18 protein-coding genes are annotated in these 17,981 nt (G+C 64.3%); 4 read left to right on the plus strand and 14 right to left on the minus strand.

Features of this window, described 5'->3' with window-relative positions; all coding sequences use genetic code 11:
* Positions 1-44: 44 nt before the first annotated feature.
* A complete protein-coding gene (gene parE / locus EWH12_RS07095; protein ID WP_129926136.1) occupies positions 45-2,021 on the plus strand; it encodes a DNA topoisomerase IV subunit B in 1,977 nt (658 codons plus the stop codon).
* A gap of 86 nt (positions 2,022-2,107) precedes the next feature.
* Complete coding sequence (locus EWH12_RS07100; protein WP_242495971.1) at positions 2,108-3,358, plus strand: serine hydrolase; 1,251 nt, start codon at positions 2,108-2,110, stop codon at positions 3,356-3,358.
* A gap of 106 nt (positions 3,359-3,464) precedes the next feature.
* On the opposite strand, the gene EWH12_RS07105 is transcribed toward EWH12_RS07100, so the two are convergent.
* The 9 genes from EWH12_RS07105 to uvrC all read right to left on the minus strand — a co-directional run bounded on the left by EWH12_RS07105 (position 3,465) and on the right by uvrC (position 13,109).
* The gene (locus EWH12_RS07105) at positions 3,465-4,256 is read right to left on the minus strand and encodes a LysR family transcriptional regulator (protein ID WP_066601673.1); all 792 of its coding nucleotides are present in this window, start codon (positions 4,254-4,256) and stop codon (positions 3,465-3,467) included.
* Complete coding sequence (gene apaG / locus EWH12_RS07110; RefSeq protein WP_066601670.1) at positions 4,253-4,651, minus strand: Co2+/Mg2+ efflux protein ApaG; 399 nt, start codon at positions 4,649-4,651, stop codon at positions 4,253-4,255. Before apaG ends, EWH12_RS07105 begins: the two co-directional genes overlap by 4 nt.
* 32 nt (positions 4,652-4,683) lie before the next feature.
* A complete protein-coding gene (locus EWH12_RS07115; RefSeq protein ID WP_129926138.1) occupies positions 4,684-5,892 on the minus strand; it encodes a trans-sulfuration enzyme family protein in 1,209 nt (402 codons plus the stop codon).
* Positions 5,889-6,887, minus strand: a complete 999-nt coding sequence (locus EWH12_RS07120) for a threonine dehydratase (RefSeq protein ID WP_129926139.1) — start codon at positions 6,885-6,887, stop codon at positions 5,889-5,891. Before EWH12_RS07120 ends, EWH12_RS07115 begins: the two co-directional genes overlap by 4 nt.
* 115 nt (positions 6,888-7,002) lie before the next feature.
* Positions 7,003-7,422: a hypothetical protein gene (locus EWH12_RS07125; protein WP_066601666.1), complete on the minus strand. Its 420-nt coding sequence runs from the start codon at positions 7,420-7,422 to the stop codon at positions 7,003-7,005.
* Positions 7,423-7,504: 82 nt separating this feature from the next.
* The gene (leuB, locus tag EWH12_RS07130) at positions 7,505-8,548 is read right to left on the minus strand and encodes a 3-isopropylmalate dehydrogenase (RefSeq protein ID WP_066601665.1); all 1,044 of its coding nucleotides are present in this window, start codon (positions 8,546-8,548) and stop codon (positions 7,505-7,507) included.
* 63 nt (positions 8,549-8,611) lie between these two features.
* Positions 8,612-9,346, minus strand: a complete 735-nt coding sequence (gene recO / locus EWH12_RS07135; RefSeq protein WP_066601663.1) for a DNA repair protein RecO — start codon at positions 9,344-9,346, stop codon at positions 8,612-8,614.
* 49 nt (positions 9,347-9,395) lie between these two features.
* Positions 9,396-10,760: an NAD-dependent succinate-semialdehyde dehydrogenase gene (locus EWH12_RS07140; RefSeq protein WP_129926153.1), complete on the minus strand. Its 1,365-nt coding sequence runs from the start codon at positions 10,758-10,760 to the stop codon at positions 9,396-9,398.
* A gap of 435 nt (positions 10,761-11,195) precedes the next feature.
* Positions 11,196-13,109, minus strand: coding sequence for an excinuclease ABC subunit UvrC (uvrC, locus tag EWH12_RS07145; protein ID WP_129926140.1), 1,914 nt, complete (start codon positions 13,107-13,109; stop codon positions 11,196-11,198).
* Positions 13,110-13,250: 141 nt separating this feature from the next.
* On the opposite strand from uvrC, the gene EWH12_RS07150 reads away from it, so the two are divergent.
* On the plus strand, positions 13,251-14,303 hold the full coding sequence (locus tag EWH12_RS07150; RefSeq protein WP_129926141.1) for an NAD(P)-dependent alcohol dehydrogenase: 1,053 nt from the start codon (positions 13,251-13,253) through the stop codon (positions 14,301-14,303).
* 251 nt (positions 14,304-14,554) lie between these two features.
* Here EWH12_RS07150 and EWH12_RS07155 read toward each other — a convergent pair whose 3' ends face one another.
* From EWH12_RS07155 to EWH12_RS07175, 5 genes are all read right to left on the minus strand, one after another.
* Positions 14,555-15,166, minus strand: coding sequence for a F0F1 ATP synthase subunit B family protein (locus EWH12_RS07155; protein WP_066601649.1), 612 nt, complete (start codon positions 15,164-15,166; stop codon positions 14,555-14,557).
* Positions 15,159-15,653 (minus strand): F0F1 ATP synthase subunit B family protein, encoded by a 495-nt coding sequence (locus tag EWH12_RS07160; RefSeq protein ID WP_066601646.1) that lies wholly within the window; start codon positions 15,651-15,653, stop codon positions 15,159-15,161. The genes EWH12_RS07155 and EWH12_RS07160 overlap by 8 nt, the downstream gene beginning before the upstream one ends.
* Positions 15,654-15,743: 90 nt before the next feature.
* Positions 15,744-15,971, minus strand: coding sequence for a F0F1 ATP synthase subunit C (locus EWH12_RS07165; RefSeq protein WP_006961951.1), 228 nt, complete (start codon positions 15,969-15,971; stop codon positions 15,744-15,746).
* 53 nt (positions 15,972-16,024) lie between these two features.
* Positions 16,025-16,783: a F0F1 ATP synthase subunit A gene (locus EWH12_RS07170; protein ID WP_479725512.1), complete on the minus strand. Its 759-nt coding sequence runs from the start codon at positions 16,781-16,783 to the stop codon at positions 16,025-16,027.
* A gap of 75 nt (positions 16,784-16,858) precedes the next feature.
* Entirely contained in the window at positions 16,859-17,182 is a 324-nt protein-coding gene (locus tag EWH12_RS07175; RefSeq protein WP_066601640.1) for an AtpZ/AtpI family protein, read from the minus strand.
* 193 nt (positions 17,183-17,375) lie between these two features.
* Here EWH12_RS07175 and EWH12_RS07180 point away from each other — a divergent pair, with 193 nt between their 5' ends.
* Entirely contained in the window at positions 17,376-17,681 is a 306-nt protein-coding gene (locus EWH12_RS07180) for a metalloregulator ArsR/SmtB family transcription factor (protein WP_129926143.1), read from the plus strand.
* Positions 17,682-17,981: the final 300 nt, after the last annotated feature.

Genomic DNA, 17,981 nt, shown 5'->3' on the forward strand with positions numbered 1-17,981 from the left:
GCTCGGCGCTTGCGCCCGCCGCGCGCCCGCTTATAGCTTACGGCATGTCCGAAGACCTGTTCGCCGCCAACACCCCCGCCACCCCGCAATATGATGCTTCCACGATCGAGGTGCTGGAAGGGCTGGAGCCGGTCCGTCGCCGCCCCGGCATGTATATTGGCGGCACCGACGAGCGCGCGCTGCATCACTTGGCGTCCGAAGTGCTGGACAACAGTATGGACGAGGCCGTCGCCGGTCACGCCACCCGGATCGAGGTGACGCTGGAGACCGGCAACAAGCTGACCATTACCGACAATGGCCGCGGCATTCCGGTGGATGCGCATCCCAAATTTCCCGGCAAGTCGGCGCTGGAGGTCATCCTGACCACACTCCATTCGGGCGGCAAATTCGAGGGCAAGGCCTATGCCACCTCAGGCGGCCTCCATGGCGTTGGCATTTCCGTGGTCAATGCACTGTCGACCGACACGGTGGTCGAAGTCGCGCGCAGCAAGGAACTGTTTCGCCAGAAATTTGCGCAAGGCCTGCCCGTCACGACGCTGGAAAAAGTCGGTGCGGCGCCCAACCGGCGCGGCACGTTGGTCAGCTTCGTCCCCGACACCGAGATTTTCGGCGAGCAGAAGTTCAAGCCCGCCCGTCTGCATCGCCTGGCGCGGTCCAAGGCCTATCTGTTCGCGGGCGTCGAAATCCGCTGGAAATGCGCGCCCGAACTGATCAACGACGATACGCCAGCGGAGGCGGTGTTCCAGTTTCCCGGCGGCCTGGCCGATCATCTGAAGGAACAGGTGGGCGGCCGCGATTGCGCGACCAGCGTCTTTTTTTCGGGCAATCAGGATTTTCCCGGCACGGCTGGCCGGGTCGAATGGGCGGTCGCCTGGCCGCTGTGGTCCGATGGCAGCTATAGCTGGTATTGCAACACCATCCCGACCCCCGATGGCGGCACCCATGAAGCGGGCCTGCGCACCGCTCTGGTCAAGGGCATCCGCGCCTTTGCCGAACTGATCGGGCAGAAGAAGGGCAAGGACATCACCGCCGACGACATCATGACGTCATCGGAAATCATGCTGTCCGTCTTCATCCGCGATCCGCAGTTTCAGAGCCAGACCAAGGATCGACTGACCAGCCCCGACGCCGCGCGACTGGTGGAAAATGCGGTGCGCGACCATTTCGACCATTATCTGACCGACCATATGGATCGGGGCAAGGCGCTGCTCGCCTATGTGCTCGACCGGATGGATGAGCGCCTCAAGCGCAAGCAGGAGAAGGAGGTCAAGCGCAAGACCGCGACCAACAGCCGCAAACTGCGCTTGCCCGGAAAGCTGACGGATTGTTCGAACGACGACCCGGAAGGTGCTGAAATCTTTCTGGTCGAGGGCGATTCGGCCGGTGGTTCGGCCAAGCAAGCGCGCGACCGCAAGACCCAGGCGATCCTGCCCCTGCGCGGCAAGATATTGAACGTCGCGTCCGCCAATAACGCCAAGATCCTGGCCAATCAGGAAATTGCCGACATGATCCTGGCGCTGGGCTGCGGCACGCGCAAGGATTGCAACCCGGATCATCTGCGCTACGAACGCATCGTCATCATGACCGACGCCGATGTGGACGGCGCGCATATCGCGACGCTTCTGATGACCTTCTTCTTTCAGGAAATGCCCGAACTGGTGCGGCGCGGGCATCTCTATCTCGCCCAGCCGCCGCTCTATCGGCTCGTGGCGGGCGGCAAGAGCCTCTACGCCAAGGACGACGCCCATCGCGAACAGCTGATGGCGAAGGAGTTCAAGGGCAAGAAGGTAGAAGTCAGCCGCTTCAAGGGGCTGGGCGAAATGAACCCCATGCAATTGCGCGAAACCACCATGGACCCCAAGACCCGGATGCTGATCCGCATCACCCTGCCCGACGATATCGAGGATCGGCAGCAGGTGCGCGATCTGGTCGACCGGCTGATGGGCACCAACCCCGCGCATCGCTTCGCCTTCATCCAGGAAAATGCCGCGGCGGTGGACGAGGAAGCGATCGACGCTTGAATAGGGCTATGGTCCGTCAGAAGCGTGCTGCCGCTTTCGCAGGAGTCCGCTGTGCCAGGCTCCTTGTCCTGCTATCCCTATTCGTCATGGCCGTATTTCCTTCCCCTTCCCGTGCTGCCCCCTCCCCCGCCTATCAGGCCCGTGCGGTACAACTGCTCCGCATCCTCAGCGCGCCCGGCGGCGAGGAGGCCTATTTCTCTACCCTCTTTCTCGACGCCGTGCCGGTGGATCGCTGGCGCGCCATCGCCGCCGACCTGCGCGCCCAGCATGGCGAACCGCTTTCGCTCGGCGCGGTGCGGACCGACAGCGCCACTGCCGGGCAGGTCGAAATCCGCTATGAACGCGCCACTGTAGGCTTTACCCTGGTGGTCGCGCCGCAAACGCCCCATCTGGTCGTCGGCCTGCATATCGTGGGCGCCCGCACCGCCAATGACAGCCTGGACAAGGTCATGGCCGACGTCGCCGCCTTGCCCGGCGCCACCGCCGTCGCGATCGCGCAACTGACCGACTCCGGTCCGCAATGGCTGCATGTCCATCGCGCCGACGCGCAGATGGCGACCGGCTCCAGCTTCAAGCTGTATATCCTCGCCGAACTGGCGCGCGCGGCGGCGGCGCGCGAGCGACGGTGGAGCGATGTCATTCCTCTAGGCCCGAAAAGCTTTTCCGGGCGGCTGATGAACTGGCCCGACCGTGCGCCGATGACGCTGCACAGCTTGGCCACGGCGATGATCGCCGAAAGCGACAATAGCGCGAGCGATACGCTGCTTCGCGCGCTGGGGCGGGATCGGGTAGACGCCATGCTGGCCACGACCGGCCATTCAGAGGCGGCCAAAGCGCTGCCTATACTCAGCACCGCCGAAGCCTTCGCGCTCAAAATGCCCGTCAATGCCGACCTGCGCCACCGTTACGCAACGGGATCGCTCGCTGACCGTCGCGGGCTGCTGCACGATGCGGCTCGCCGCCTGACCGCCGACAAGGTGGATGTGGGCAGCGTGGCCGAAATACCCACGGCGATCGACAGCATCGAATGGTTCGCATCATCAAGGGACATGATCGGCCTGCTCGACTGGCTGCGCCTGCATGGCGGCGACGCGCTGCCGATCCTGGCCGTCAACCCCGGCATCGCGCCCGCCGATGCGAAACGCTGGCGCTATCTGGGCTATAAGGGCGGCAGCGAACCCGGCGTGATGGCGATGAACATGCTGGGCCAGGCACCGAACGGCGCTTGGTATGCCGTCAGCGGCAGTTGGAACAACCCGACGGCGCGGGTGGATGAAGGAAAGTTCGTGGCGCTGATGACGCGGGCGATGAATCTGGCGGCGGCAGATGGGCGTTGATGACGACCACGTCTTATTCGCCGACTTTCTTAAACCCGGAAAAGTGAGATCCCGGCCTTCGCTGGGACAACCATAGTGAGTGGCTGAAAATGGCCGACGACAGCCCTTACCCCGTCAGCGCCTCGACCAGCGCCTTGACCTTCTTCTGCCGCCATTGCGGCAACGGCGCGATCAGCCAATAAGCGAGCAGCGTCGGGGTCGTATCGCCCACCTGCCGCACCCGGCCCGCCGCCAGATCAGCCTGCGCCAGCAGCAGCGGCACGCGCGCACGGCCAAAGCCGCTGGCCGCCGCCTCGATCGCCAGCCCTCCATCGGCAACGCGAATGATCGCGGGCTTGTCGCCCGCCGGGCAACCTGGCCAATCGATGCGATGATCGGGGCCACCCGCCGCCGCCTCGACCGTGACATAGGCGGCTTCGCCGATCTTGACGCCTTCATGCTCGCCCGCGCCGTCGGCCAGGCGGATCGCGATGTCCAGATTGGCTTCGGTGAAATCGAGCGCCTCGTCCGCAGCGATCAGCTGGAACGTCAGGTCGGACTGGCCGGCGGCATAGGCGGCCAGACGCGGCTGAAGCCATTTGCCCGTGATGTCGCGCGGCGCGGCGATGGTCAGCGCATGGCTGGACTGGCCCGCCTGCATCGCCCGCACCGCTTCCTCGAACTCCAGGAAGCCGGCGCGCAGCGCGTCAAGGCCGCCCTCCGTTTCCGGCGTCAATTCCAACCCCTTGGGCGTGCGGCGGAAGAGGACGACGCCCAGCATATCCTCCAACGCGCGAATCTGTTGCCCCACGGCGGCCGGCGTCACCGCCAGTTCGTCCGCGGCACGGGTGAAGGATAGGTGCCGCGCGGCCGCGTCCAGCACGCGCAGACCGTTGAGCGGCAAATGGGTCCGCTTCATTCGGCCACCGCCGGGGCGATCAGGGCGAAATGGGGGATCGCCACATCGAACGTCTCACCGCCAACGCCGATCATCCGATAGCTGCCCTTCATCGATCCGGTCGGCGTATTGAGAGGGCAACCCGATACATAGTCATAGCTTTTCCCCGGCTGCACCACGGGTTGCTCCCCCACGACGCCATCGCCATCGACCATATGCTGGACCCCGCGGCCATCAGTGATGATCCAATGGCGGGTCAGGAGCTGCACCGGCTGGTCACCCTGATTTTCGATGCGGATATGATAGGCCCAGAACCAGCGGCCCCGGTCCGGCTCCGACTGTTCGGGCAGGAAGGTGACCGCGACATGGACGATGATGTCCCGCGTGGTGGCGTGGAAGGGGAAGAGCGCGTTCACGTCTCAGAAATGCGCCCTAACCCCCTCATTCGTCAACGCCCTATCGAACGCAGCGCCTGATCGAGGTCGGCGATGACATCGTCCGCATCCTCCAGACCGACGTTGAGGCGCAGCATGTCTTCGGTGATGCCTACTTCCAGCCGCGCCGCTTCCGCCATGCCGAAATGGGTGGTCGAGGCAGGGTGGGTCATCAACGAACGCGAATCGCCGATATTGTTGCTGATGTCGACCAGTTCCAGGCCGTTGAGCAGGCCGTGCGCCTCCGCCCGGCCACCACCGACATAGAGCGAGAAGATCGGGCCGGCCATGGCCATCTGACTCATGGCGAGCGCGTGCTGGGGATGGCTTTGCAGGCCGGGATAGAGCACCTTGGCGACGCGCCCTTCGAGGAAGGCGGCTACCTTCAGCGCATTTTCGCTCTGGCGGCGGATGCGCAGGTCGAGCGTTTCCAGCCCCTTGAGCACCACCCAGGCGTTGAAGGCGGCGAGTGTGGGGCCGGTGTTGCGGTGGAAGGGCAGCAGGACATTGTCGATCCAGTCGCGCGTGCCGCAAATGGCGCCGGCCAGGACGCGGCCCTGCCCGTCCATCATCTTGGTCGCGCTATAGGCCACGACGTCCGCGCCGAAGTCCATTGGCCGCTGCAAGGCGGGCGTGGCGAAAGCATTGTCCACAACACTGGTGATGCCATGCGCCCTGGCGATGGCGCAGACCGCCGCGAGATCGACGATGTCCATCGTCGGGTTGGCGGGTGTTTCAAAGAAGAAGACCTTGGTATTGGGCCGGATCGCCGCTTGCCAGGCTGCGGTGTCGCTGCCATCGATCGTGGTCGTTTCGATCCCGAATTTGGGCAACAGCGTGTCGGTCAGCCAGCGGCACGAGCCGAAGGCCGCCTTGGCGCCCACGACATGATCGCCCGCCGACAGCTGGCACAGCAGCGCGGCAGTCATTGCAGCCATGCCGGTGGCGGTGGCGCGGCAGGCCTGCGCCCCTTCGAGCAGGGCGATGCGCTGTTCCAGCATCTCCACCGTCGGGTTCTGGAGCCGCGAATAGGTCATGCCTTGCTGTTCACCAGCGAAGCGCGCGGCCGCGTCCTCCGCCCGGTCGTAGCTATAGCCGCTGGTCAGGAACAGGGCTTCGGAGGTCTCGCCATATTCGCTGCGCGCCGTGCCGCCCCGGATCGCGAGCGTCGCGGGTTTCCAGCTCTTGGTGATGTCGGGATTTTGTCCGCTCTTGCGCTTCATATCGCTTTCCGCATGTCCTGATTCACTTGCGGCGTGGCGCCGCCCAATATCTCGGCCATCTGGCTCATGTCGCCATTACCGCCCGACAGGATAACCGCAACCTTCTTGCCGCGCATTCGGTCCTTTTCCTGCAAAAGCGCGGCCAGAGCAACGGCGCCTGCCCCTTCGGCGAGGTTATGCGTATCCTGCCAGTAGATGCGGATCGCCTGCGCCACCTCATCATCGGTGACGCCCACGAAGCGATCGGCGCGCGGCCCGAAATAGTCGAGCGCCGCCTGGACCGGGGTGCAGACCGCGACGCCATCGGCAAAGGTGTAGGCGGTTGGGCTAGACACCAATCGTCCGGCTTCGAAGCTGCGCTTGGCCGCATCGACATGGGCGGACACGACGCCGACCACCTTGGTCTTCAGGCCCAGCGCATCGCGCGCGGCGATCGTGCCGCACAGGCCGGATCCGCAGCCGACCGGGACATAGACGGTATCAAGGTCGGGCACCGCATCGAATAGTTCCAGGCCATAGCTGGCAACGCCGCGCACCAGTTCGTCATGATAGGCCGGGACCATGAATAGGCCCTGCTGCGCCGACAGGCGGATCGCTTCGGCCTTCGCGCTGTCGAAATCATGGCCATGTTCGATCAATGTCGCGCCGAATGCGCGCATCGCCGCATTCTTTTCAAGGGCATTGCCATGGGGCACGACGATGGTGGCGGCGATACCGGCGGCGGTCGCGGCGCGCACCTGCGCCTGGCCGTGATTGCCGCGGGTCGCGGTGATGATGCCCTTCACCTCCGGATGGGTGCGCCGCAGCCAGTCGATATAGGTGATCGCGCCCCGCGCCTTGAACGCGCCGGTGGGCGTGTGATTCTCATGCTTGACCCACAGGTCGCAGCCGGCCCGCTGGCCCAACAGCGGCCAGGCATATTGCGGGGTCGGCGGAACCTGGGCATGGACCATGTCGGCGGCGGCGCGGAGGCTGGACAGGGAGAAATCGTTCATCCCGTCGCCCCTAATGGCTATGCAGAGTGTAGGACAGAACCGATAGTGCGCAATTGGCCCTGTAAGTGGCCCTGCCCGACCAGTCCGGCCAGCCTGTCCGGTCAAACCAAGCCCGTCAGGCGGCGCGGCGCGGCGCGTCCACCATCAGCGGGTGAAGATGCCGCTCCTCCCATGTCATCCGGTCCAGCAGGCCCTGTTGCAGTTCCAGCACGGCGTCGCGATAGCCGTGCCAGTCCTGGGTGATCTGCGCCGGGGTCCAGTCCTTGATATGATCGCTGTAGCGCAGGAACAGGGCGACCATCGCGCGGCTGTGATCGCGCATGACAGAGTCCGCCTGCGCCGCCGTCGACCCGCTGCGCAGCGCCACCACCAGCGCATCTTCCCGGCCCATATGGTCGCGGAACAGTTGCGAAAAGGCGATGCGCCGGCGGGCGATGTCCGGCAGCGCCTCCGGCCCGCGGGTGCGCATGATATGCGCAAATTCCCCCATCATGCCCCGCAGGGCATCATGGTCCCGTGTCAATTGCATCAACATAGTGCGTCCCCGTTTTCCCATTAGATCGGTCGAAGGACGCAAAAGTTAAGGAAATTTCCCGGCTATGCGACGAACCGAGCGGTCAGAGCACAGCCAGAACCGCGTCGCCCATCTCCACGGTCGACATGGTCCCGCCCAGATCGGGCGAGCGCGCGCCGTCGGCCAGCGCCTTGGCCACAGCGGCTTCGATCCGATCGGCCTGTTCGGGCAGGTTCAGCGAATAGCGCAACATCATCGCCGCCGACAGGATCGTCGCGAGCGGATTGGCCTTGCCCGTGCCGGCAATGTCGGGGGCGGAGCCATGGATCGGCTCGTAAAGGCCCTGGCCGCTGCCGTTCAGCGTGGCCGAAGCCAGCATCCCGATGGAGCCGACGCACATGCTCGCCTGATCGGAAAGAATGTCGCCGAACAGGTTGCCGGTGACGATGACGTCGAACTGGCCGGGGTTGCGGACCAACTGCATCGCGGCATTGTCCACATACATGTGGCTGAGCGCCACGTCGGGATAGTCGGCCGACACGGCGATCACCACGTCGCGCCAGAGCTGGCTGGTTTCCAGCACATTGGCCTTGTCTACCGAGCAGAGCTTGCCACGACGCGCGCGCGCGGCCTGAAAACCGGCATGGGCGATACGGCGCACTTCGGCTTCGTTGTACGACATGACGTCATAGCCTTCGCGCAGGCCGTCGGCGGTGGTGCGGAAGCCCTTTTCGCCGAAATAGACATCGCCATTGGTTTCGCGGACGATCAGCAGGTCGATGGCGCTGGCGACTTCGGGGCGCAGCGCGGATTCGTCGGCCAGTTCGGGGAAAACCTTGGCCGGGCGCAGGTTGGAGAAGAGGCCCAATTCCTTGCGCAGGCCCAATATCGCCTGTTCGGGGCGCAGGCGCCGTTCCAGCGCATCGCAGTCGGGATCGCCGACCGCGCCGAACAATATGGCGTCTGCGCGCTTGGCCAGGTCCAGCGTTTCGGGCGGCAGCGGATGGCCGACCGCCTTATAGGCCGCGCCGCCGACCAGCCCGTCTTCATAGGTCAGGCCGTCGATCGCCAGCGCATCGAGCACACGCACGGCTTGCGCGACGATTTCTGGACCGATGCCGTCTCCGGGAAACAGGGCGATCAACATGGCGAGACTCCTTATATTGCGTGGCTGATATTGCGTGGCTGGCCCTTATGGAGACAGAAGGTTTCACGCAACCGCCCTTTTCAGCCGGTCTACCAGTCTCTCGCGCGCAGCGAGGATGTCGGCGCGCCGATCGATCAGGATGGAGCGTTCGAGGAAGAAGCCGGTGAGGCGCAGCCCGTCCAATAGCTGCGTCCAGTCGCCCATGCCGCCTTCGATCAGGAAGGGGGGCAGCGGCAGCAACCGGGCTTCATAGCCGACCGCCGCCGCGCGGCTGACCGCTGCGGCGCTGCGCGGGCTGACATAGGCGAGGTCGTCCGTATCCCCGCCCACGGCGCAGCGCGTCAGGTCGAGGCCGAAGCCCAGTTCGGCCAGCAGCAGCAATTCGTAGCGCACCAGCGCCACCGCCCAGCCGCGCGCCGCCGGGGCCGCCTCCACCGCGCCCAGCACGCCGTCGAGCGCCTGATGCAACGCCGGATAGGGCGTACCTTCCGGCAGCGCCGCGGCGGTCAGGGCGCAGCTCCAGTCGATCGCCACGGCCGGCAGCGGTTCAGCCAGCAGCGGCGCACGGCTCTGCGCCAGTTCGACGGTCAGGCCGGCCAGTTGATCCTCCGTCCGGGCGCGGAAATCGGCCTTCACGATATTGCCGGGAAGCAGCACCGGGCGCAAAGCCCGCGACCGACCGCCACGGACATAGCCGGGTAGCAGGCCATGATCGGGCGTTAGCAGCCGTATTATCGCGCCATGTTCGCCATGATGGCGCACGGCGCAAACGATCGCGGTGGTGCTGAGGCTGGGCATGACGCTTGTCTGTACGTCCAAGCATGGCGGTAGGAAAGCGGTTCGCCGATCATTCGCTCCGATAGACGCTCTTCAAATTCATGAATTCGTGCAGCCCGAACGGGCCGAGTTCGCGGCCATGGCCCGAGCGCTTGACGCCGCCGAAAGGGGCTTCGGGGGCGGAGGCCAGCATCTGGTTCACCGCCGTCATACCGGCCTGGATGTCGCGGATGAAGCGCGCCTCTTCCGCCGCGTCCGTCGTCCAGACCGACGAACCGAGGCCGAAGGGAATGCCATTGGCGATGGCGATCGCGTCGTCGACGTCCGCGGCCCGGAACAGCATGGCGATGGGGCCGAAAATCTCTTCCCCCATCAACGCGGGGTCGGTGGGCACATCGGTCAATATACCGGCATTCATGTAGGCGCCGGGACCGGGCAGCGCTTCGCCACCGATCAGTGTCGCGCCCGCCGCCTTCATCTTCCACACTTGTTCCTGCACGGTGCGGCGCTGTTCCTCGCTGGAGAGCGGCCCCATGTCGCTCGCCGGATCGAAGGGATCCCCCGCCTTCACCGCCGCCATCGCGGCCGAGAAGCGGTCCAGAAATGCGTCATAAATATCGGTATGGACGATCATCCGCTTGCCGCAGATGCAGGACTGGCCGCTATTCTGGACCCGCGCCATTACCGCCTGCTTGACCGCCGCGTCGAGATCGGCCGAGGGCATGACGATGAACGGGTCCGCACCGCCCAGTTCCAGCACCACCTTCTTGAGCGCCCTGCCCGCCTGTTCCGCCACGGCGCGACCCGCGCCCTCGCTGCCGGTCAGGGTGACGGCGGCGACGCGATCGTCGGCTATGATCGCCGCCACCGCGTCCGAGCGGATCGGCAGGTTCTGGAACAAACCATCGGGCGCGCCGGCCACGCCCATCATCTCCTGCATCAGCGCGGCGACGCCCTGCACATTGCTGGCATGTTTGAGCAGTCCGACATTGCCGGCGAGGATGCAAGGGGCAAGGAAGCGGGCGACCTGCCAATAGGGGAAATTCCACGGCATCACCGCCAGCACCGGACCGATCGGCAGCCAGACATAATCGGCTTTCCCCCCGGCGGCGAGCGGGATGCTGCCGCCCTCCAGCATGGCCGGGCCGGCTTGCGCGTAATGGCGGAAGGCGGCGACGCATTTGTCGACCTCCGCCAGCGCTGATTTCAGCGTCTTGCCCATTTCCAGAGTCGCCATGCGGGCGAGGCGATCGCGGTTATCGTGATAGGCGTCGGCCAAGGCGGTGAGGAGCGCGGTGCGATCCGAGATGGGGGTGGTCCGCCATGTCGCGAAGGTCGCGGTCGCTTGGTCGAGCGCGGCGTCGATCTGCGCTTCGGTGAATTGTTCGTGAGTGGCGATCTCTTCTCCGGTGGCGGGGTTGATGCTTTTCATGATCGGCTCCGGGGTGATTCGGGTGGGGGAAGGCGATGCAGGCCGCCTTTGCAGGGTCACAACGCGGTCATGGTGCCGAAGTTCACACCGTTGCTGGATATGGAAAAGCGCGGGGAAATGGGGCTGATCGTACCGAGAAAGCCCCGGTCAGCTGTTTGGCGCGCGTCGCCGGCGCGCCATGTAGGTCATAGTGACGCAAGCCTGCCGCGCCGGGTGGGTCACGGGATTTTTGGTGCGGGCTGCGGGGAGTCAGGCGGCGGAGCGTGTGGATCATCCACCATGGTAGATCAGAGAAAATCCTACATTGGTGGAAGGGGTGTTTGGGTGCACATGGGGCAGGCAGCGGGATGCCGGGTCAGGCCCGCATGAAAGGAGCGGCGTTACTGCAAACGACCATTTGCTCCCGCTAATCTTAGCCCTCTCCCGCTTTTCGCCCCATCATCCATGAAAATAATCATAGACCTGTTGCGCGACCGCCTTCGACACGCCGGGCGCTCTCGCCAAATCGTCCAGCGCGGCGTCGCGGACCGCGCGGGCGGTGCCGAAATGCATCAGCAGGGCCTTCTTGCGCGCGGGACCGATGCCGGGCACTTCGTCCAGCGACGACACGGTGATCGCTTTGCTGCGCTTGGCGCGATGCGCGCCGATGGCGAAGCGATGCGCTTCATCGCGAAGCCTTTGCAGGTAGAAGAGGACGGGATGGTTGACGGGGAAATTGATTTCGCGCCCGTCGAGCATGTGGAAGATTTCGCGCCCGTCGCGGCCATGATGCGGCCCCTTGGCGACGCCGATCATGGTGACATCCTCTATGCCCATTTCCTCCAGCATCGCGCGGGCGGCCGATAGCTGCCCCTTACCGCCGTCGATCAGCACGAGGTCGGGCCATTCGCCGCTGTCGCGATCCGGGTCTTCCTTTTGCGCGCGCCCGAAGCGTCGTTCGAACATGTCGCGCATCATCGCGAAATCATCGTTCGAGATTTCGGGATTCTTCATGTTGAACTTGCGATAGGCGTTTTTGCGGAAGCCTTCCGGCCCCGCGACGACCATCGCCCCAAGAGCGTGAGCGCCCTGAATGTGGCTGTTGTCGTAAATCTCGATCCGGTCTGGCACGCCCTCCAGCCCGAAGGCTTCGACCAGTTCGTCGAGGATCTTGCCCTGGCTGGTGGTTTCCGCCAGCCGCCGGTCCAGCGCCTCGACCGCGTTGCGTTGCGCCTGTTTGATGAGGCGGGTGCGGTCGCCGCGCTGGGGCACTTCGATGCGGACCTTGCCCCCGGCCCGTTCGCTCAATGCCAGCGCCATCAATTCGCATTCGGCGGGCTGGCGATCGGCCAGGATCAGGCGGGGCGGCGGCACCTCCTCGTAAAATTGCGCCATGAAGCTTTCCAGCACCTCATCCTCCGCCACGTCGGTCGTGTGGACGGGAAAGAAGCTGCGATGGCCCCAATTCTGGCCGCCGCGAATGAAGAAAGCCTGGATGCACATCGCCCCGCCCTTTGCCGCCAGCGCGAAGATGTCGGCATCGCCCAGCCCTTCGGCATTGATCGCCTGCGACCCTTGAATGAAGGTCAGCGCCTTCAGCCGGTCGCGGATGACCGCCGCCTGCTCGAAATCCAGCGATTCTGCCGCCTGCTCCATCGCGACGCCCAGCTTCTTTTGCACCGCGGTCGATTTGCCGCCCAGGAAATCCTGCGCGTCATTGACCAGTTCGGCATAGCCTGCCGCGTCGATCCGGTCGACGCAGGGGGCCGAGCAGCGCTTGATTTGATAGAGGAGGCAGGGGCGCGAGCGGTTGGCGAAAAAGCTGTCGGTGCAGGAGCGGAGCAGGAACAGCTTTTGCAGCGCGTTGATGGTGCGCGTGACCGACCCGGCGCTGGCGAAGGGGCCATAATAGCGCCCCTTATATTTGCGCGCGCCGCGATGCTTCTGCACGCGGGGGAAGGCATGATCCTCCCGCAGCAGGATGAAAGGGAAGCTTTTGTCGTCGCGCAGCAGGACATTGTAGGGCGGGCGGTAGCGCTTGATGAGTTGCGCTTCCAGCAGCAGCGCTTCGGCTTCGCTGTTGGTGGTGACGATGGTCATGCTGCGGGTCTGGGCCACCATGCGCTGGAGCCGGCGCGGCAGGCGATCGACCTGGGTGTAATTGGCGACGCGGTTCTTGAGCGCCCGCGCCTTCCCCACATAGAGTATGTCGCCGCGCGCATCGTGCATCCGGTAAACGCCGGGACGGATCGGCAGCGTCTTGAGCGTGGTGCGGATCGCCTCCACGCCCATGTCGATATCCGGCTGGCTGCCGGTGACGGTGAAGCTTGCCTTGTCTTCGCTGAAGCGATCGGGGGATTGCGGGCCGGACATGGGGGCAGAGATAGCGTGCGCGGCTTCTTTGGCAATGGCCGGGGTTGATGCGCCGCGTCCAGCGCCTATCTATACCGTACCGTACAAAAAGATGCGGCCATTCCCCCCATCAACAATCATCAGCATCAGAGGGACCACCCAATGAGCGTAAAAGCCTATGGCGCTTATGCGGCCGACAAGCCGTTGGAAGCCATCACCATCGAGCGCCGCCCAGTCGGCGCCCATGACGTCCAGATCGCCATCGCCTATTGCGGCGTGTGCCATTCCGACCTGCACCAGGTCCGGTCCGAATGGGACGGCACGCTGTATCCCTGCGTTCCCGGCCATGAAATCGTCGGCCATGTGACCGCCGTCGGCGATCATGTCGCCAAGTTCAAGGTCGGCGACACGGTCGGCGTTGGGTGCATGGTCGATAGTTGCCAGTCCTGCGCGTCATGCGACGAAGGGCTGGAGCAATATTGCGAGACGGGTTTCGTAGGCACCTATAATGGCGCGACTGACGATGCGCCGGGCCATACGCTGGGCGGCTATTCGCAGAGCATCGTCGTGAAGGATGATTTCGTCCTGAAGATCAGTCATGCGGAGGACCAGTTGGCGGCCGTTGCGCCGCTGCTGTGCGCAGGCATCACCACCTGGTCGCCGCTGCGCCATTGGAAGGTCGGGCCGGGCATGAAGGTGGGCATCGTCGGCATCGGCGGGCTGGGCCATATGGGCGTAAAGCTGGCGCACGCGCTGGGCGCGCATGTCGTCGCTTTCACTACGTCAGAGGCCAAACGGCAGGACGCGCTGGCGCTGGGCGCGGACGAGGTGATCGTGTCGCGCAATGCGGACGAGATGGCGGCGCACGCGGGCAGCTTCGACTTCATCCTGAACACGGTCGCGGCCAGCCATGACCTGGATGCGTTCACCGCGCTGTTGAAGCGGGACGGCACGCTGACGCTGGTGGGTGTTCCCGAACATGCCCACCCGTCGCCCAATGTCGGTGCGCTGATTTTCAAGCGGCGGGCGATCGCCGGGTCGCTGATCGGCGGCATCGCCGAAACGCAGGAGATGCTGGATTTCTGCGCGGAGAAGGGCATTACGTCCGAGATCGAGATGATCGCGATCCACGATATCGAGACAGCCTATGCGCGGATGCAGAAAAGCGACGTCAAATATCGCTTCGTGATCGACAGCGCCACGCTGGCGGCGTGAGGCAGGGCCGGCGGCTTCGGCCGCCCGCCTGAAAGATGAGGACGCTCAAATCGAACCCTCTTCTTCCGTTCTCTTCAGGCGTGTCGAGAAGCGCTTAACGCTGTGCCCGCGTTTTTCGACTATGCTCGAACCGAACCGATCAAGGTGAAATTGCCACGCATTGAGTCCGCCCCAAGCGCTTGGGACGGATGAACGAAAAGGGGCCGGTGCGACGATGCGCACCGGCCCCTTTTTCGTCTAAATCGAACCGATCAGTTGATGGTGCCGAGCCCGCCAATGGCGCTATCGACCAGCGCCTTGTCGGCCTTGGCGTCATGGCCCTGGGCGATCAGCACCGCGGCGGCGGCGGTGGCCGCGTTCACGGCCTTCGCCCGGATGCCGGCGACGGCGGCGCGTTCGGCGGCGCCGATCTTGTCTTCCGCCATCTTCTGACGACGGGCGACGAGATCCTCCGCGCTGACCTTGGCATCCGCGATCAGCCCTTCGGCTTCATGCTCCGCCGCCCTGCGCATGGCGTCGGCCTCACCGGCCGCCGCGGCCAGCTTGGCTTCATATTCACCCTTGAGCGCTTCGGCTTCGGCGCGCAGGCGCGAAGCTTCGGCCAGTTGCTCCTTGATCTGGGCGATCCTGCCGTCCAGCGCGCCGCCGATCAGGGCAGGCACTTTCTTGATCAGCAGGATGACGATGAAGGCCGCCATCGCCAGGCTGACCCAGGCGGTTGCGTCCATGCCGACCGCCTGCGGATCGGTATGGGGCACGACGCCTTCATGCGCGACAGTGCCGACAGGCTCCATGCCTTCGCTGTGGATCGCCTCGTTCAAGTGCGGAACCTCCGATGCGCTATGGGATGCTGCCTCAGCCATGGGCCAGTGCCGCCTTTACTGCATTGCGGGCGGCATCGTCCGACGCTTCCACGCCGGAGATGCGGGCCACCATGTCGCGCGCCGCATCGGCGGCGACGGTTTCGATTTCTGCCATCGCGGCTTCGCTGGCGCCCTTGATACGGGCTTCGGCGGCGGCGATCTTGTCTGCGACCACCGCATCGGCGGCCGCCAGCTTCACTTCGGTCGCCTTGGCGGCGTCGCTCTTGGCTTTGGCCAGAGTCGCCTGGGCGGCCGCGCGGTTGCCGGCGTCACGGACGCGATAGTCCGCTTCCGCTTCATCAGCGCGGGCGAAGGCGGCCTTCGCCGCGTCCAGATCGCCACTGATCTTTGCGTCGCGCGCGTCCGCCGTGCCCTGCACCTTGGGCACCATGCCAAGGCCGATGACGAAGAAGACGAGGCCGAAGGTCAGCAGCAACCAGAAAATCTGGCTGGAGTAGGTATCGGCGATTTGCGCGATTTGAGGCATTGTACGGTCCGTCCGGTCAGAGGGCGGTCAAATAGGGGGAGCGGGCAGGCCATGGCGTGAAGCCGCCCTGCCCGCTCCGAATGTCGTGTGTTAGGCCACGAACACCAGGATCATGGCGATAACGAACGCCAGCAGACCCAGAAGTTCCGCCGCGGCGAAACCGATGAACAGGCGACCCTGCTGGCCATCAGCAGCGCCCGGATTGCGCAGCGCGCCTTCGAGGAACGCGCTGAACACGTTGCCCACACCGAGGGCGGCGATGCCCGCACCGATCGCGGCCAGGCCAGCACCGAGCAGCTTTGCGGCTTCTGCGTCCATGGTATAAACTCCTTCTTTAGAATAATGATAATGTTGACGAAATTACAGAAATCTTAGTGCAGGTTCTCGGCATCGTTCAGATAGACCGAGGTCAGCAGCGCGAACACATAGGCCTGAATGACCGCGACCAGCATTTCCAGCGCGCTGATGCCGATCATCAGGACGAAGCTGGCGCTGCCCACGGTCAGGCCGTAGCCGATGCCCGCGTTCGAACTGTTGATGACGAAGCCGGCCAGAACCTTGAGCAGGACGTGCCCGGCGGTCATCGCCACGAACAGTCGCAGGCCCAGGCTGAACGGACGCACCATGAACGAGATCAGCTCGATCGGGAAAATGACCGGGATCATCGCCAGGGGCGTGCCGTGCGGCACGAACAGCGAGAAGAAGTGCAGACCATGCTTCCAGAAGCCGACGATCAGCACGATCGAGAAGCTCATGATCGCGAGCACGCCGGTCGCGGTGAAGTGGCTGGTGAAGGTGAAGGGATGCATCCCGATCAGGCCCAGCGGCAGCAGGCCCAGCAGGTTCGCCAGCAGGATGAACATGAACAGCGAGAAGACGTAAGGGATATATTTCTTGCCGCCTTCACCCACGTTGGAGATCAGCAGGTTCTTGATGAAGCCGGTCATATATTCGACCGCCATCTGCCAGCGACCGGGGACCAGTTCACGCTTCATCCCGCCGATCACGAAGATCCACAGCACCACAGCGGCGAGCACCATATAAAGCGCGCTGTTGGTGAAGGCGATGTTGAAGCCGCCCAGCGACCAATGATCCGTACCGAACAGGGGTTCGATAGCGAATTGGTGCATCGGATCGATCTTGCCGGATTCTGCCACGTTGACCCCTGTAACGCCTAATGTCTTCGGACTTGGAGCGAAGCTGCCTTATTGTTCGGGCGGCTTCGTCGTCGTCAATCTGATGATGTTCCTGAACGCCGCCACGATCCCAAGACCGAGGAAGACGAGCAGAAGCCAGGGTGTCGTGCCAAGCAGCCGGTCGAGAACCCAGCCGATCAACGCACCACCGACAAGACCGCCGATCAGTTCCGCCAGAACCCTGTTGCCCAACCGCGAACCATCGTCCGCCGCCTGCACCGTGGCTCCTTGCCTGACCTTTTCGACCTGCTCGGCCTGCGAGATCCGCTCCTCAAGGGAAGCGATCCGCGAGTCCTCGCCCGCCGGGTCCTGTCCGGGTGTATCCGCAGCCATGCATCGTCTCCATCAGGCATTGTCAGCCCGTGGCGTTCGGCATGGCGCTTGCGGCTGCACCCGTCAAGGCGAGGCCCCTCTAGAAAGGGTTGGCAGGAGTGTCAACCCCGCGCAAAAGCCGGGAAATCGGCCTTTCGGACTAGAGGGGTTCGCGCCCTTGCATTTAGTCATTTTCCTATTTAGCTAAATAAGAATGGACAAGATCTTCAAGGCCCTGGCGTCCGAACCGCGCCGCCGCATCCTGGACTATCTGGCGGTCGAGCCGATGACCGTGGGCGAGATCGCCGACAATTTCGAGATGGCGATGCCGTCCATTTCGCGGCATTTGGCGGTGCTGAAAGAGGCCGGCGTCGTGCGCGAACAGAAGCGCGGGCAATATATGCTCTATTCGCTGGTGACGAATCGGCTGACCGGGCAGCTTTATGATTTTTTGGCGCCCTTTTGCGCGCAGGCGCGCGGGATTGTGGAGGCAAGGCCGCGGCGGCGTGGGCGGGATTGAGGAAGCGTATCTGAGCGATATTCCCCCTCCCGTCATGCCGGGCTTGACCCGGCATTCCGCTTATTGCGCGCGGATCAAGAAAAGCGGGATCCCGGCTCAAGGCCGGGATGACGTTGGGATGGGTGGTGAGGTTGGGTGGATTGCGGGAAGGCAGCTTTTGGGCAGCCCAAAGGGGGACTGTCAGGATTTCCGTGTGTGGCCGGGCATAATGGGTAACAAGGAGTCCCACTATGTCACGACGCAAAGAGCCTGCCATACCGAATGAGCTTCTCGATCAGCTTTTGGCGGGCGGCGCTGCCA

This window comes from Sphingobium cupriresistens, from assembly GCF_004152865.1.
Taxonomy (GTDB): Bacteria; Pseudomonadota; Alphaproteobacteria; order Sphingomonadales; family Sphingomonadaceae; genus Sphingobium; species Sphingobium cupriresistens.

What these genes read in the sequence shown, in the direction of transcription:
- EWH12_RS07165 (WP_006961951.1), bottom strand. Translation starts at nt 15,971, where the DNA reads ATGGACGCAGAAGCCGCAAAGCTGCTCGGTGCTGGCCTGGCCGCGATC.
- EWH12_RS07180 (WP_129926143.1), top strand. Translation starts at nt 17,376, where the DNA reads ATGGACAAGATCTTCAAGGCCCTGGCGTCCGAACCGCGCCGCCGCATC.
- EWH12_RS07115 (WP_129926138.1), bottom strand. Translation starts at nt 5,892, where the DNA reads ATGAAGCGCAAGAGCGGACAAAATCCCGACATCACCAAGAGCTGGAAA.
- uvrC (WP_129926140.1), bottom strand. Translation starts at nt 13,109, where the DNA reads ATGTCCGGCCCGCAATCCCCCGATCGCTTCAGCGAAGACAAGGCAAGC.
- EWH12_RS07175 (WP_066601640.1), bottom strand. Translation starts at nt 17,182, where the DNA reads ATGGCTGCGGATACACCCGGACAGGACCCGGCGGGCGAGGACTCGCGG.
- parE (WP_129926136.1), top strand. Translation starts at nt 45, where the DNA reads ATGTCCGAAGACCTGTTCGCCGCCAACACCCCCGCCACCCCGCAATAT.
- EWH12_RS07150 (WP_129926141.1), top strand. Translation starts at nt 13,251, where the DNA reads ATGAGCGTAAAAGCCTATGGCGCTTATGCGGCCGACAAGCCGTTGGAA.
- recO (WP_066601663.1), bottom strand. Translation starts at nt 9,346, where the DNA reads ATGCCCAGCCTCAGCACCACCGCGATCGTTTGCGCCGTGCGCCATCAT.
- EWH12_RS07100 (WP_242495971.1), top strand. Translation starts at nt 2,108, where the DNA reads ATGGCCGTATTTCCTTCCCCTTCCCGTGCTGCCCCCTCCCCCGCCTAT.
- EWH12_RS07125 (WP_066601666.1), bottom strand. Translation starts at nt 7,422, where the DNA reads ATGTTGATGCAATTGACACGGGACCATGATGCCCTGCGGGGCATGATG.
- EWH12_RS07160 (WP_066601646.1), bottom strand. Translation starts at nt 15,653, where the DNA reads ATGCCTCAAATCGCGCAAATCGCCGATACCTACTCCAGCCAGATTTTC.
- EWH12_RS07155 (WP_066601649.1), bottom strand. Translation starts at nt 15,166, where the DNA reads ATGGCTGAGGCAGCATCCCATAGCGCATCGGAGGTTCCGCACTTGAAC.
- EWH12_RS07170 (WP_479725512.1), bottom strand. Translation starts at nt 16,783, where the DNA reads ATGCACCAATTCGCTATCGAACCCCTGTTCGGTACGGATCATTGGTCG.
- EWH12_RS07120 (WP_129926139.1), bottom strand. Translation starts at nt 6,887, where the DNA reads ATGAACGATTTCTCCCTGTCCAGCCTCCGCGCCGCCGCCGACATGGTC.
- leuB (WP_066601665.1), bottom strand. Translation starts at nt 8,548, where the DNA reads ATGTTGATCGCCCTGTTTCCCGGAGACGGCATCGGTCCAGAAATCGTC.
- EWH12_RS07105 (WP_066601673.1), bottom strand. Translation starts at nt 4,256, where the DNA reads ATGAAGCGGACCCATTTGCCGCTCAACGGTCTGCGCGTGCTGGACGCG.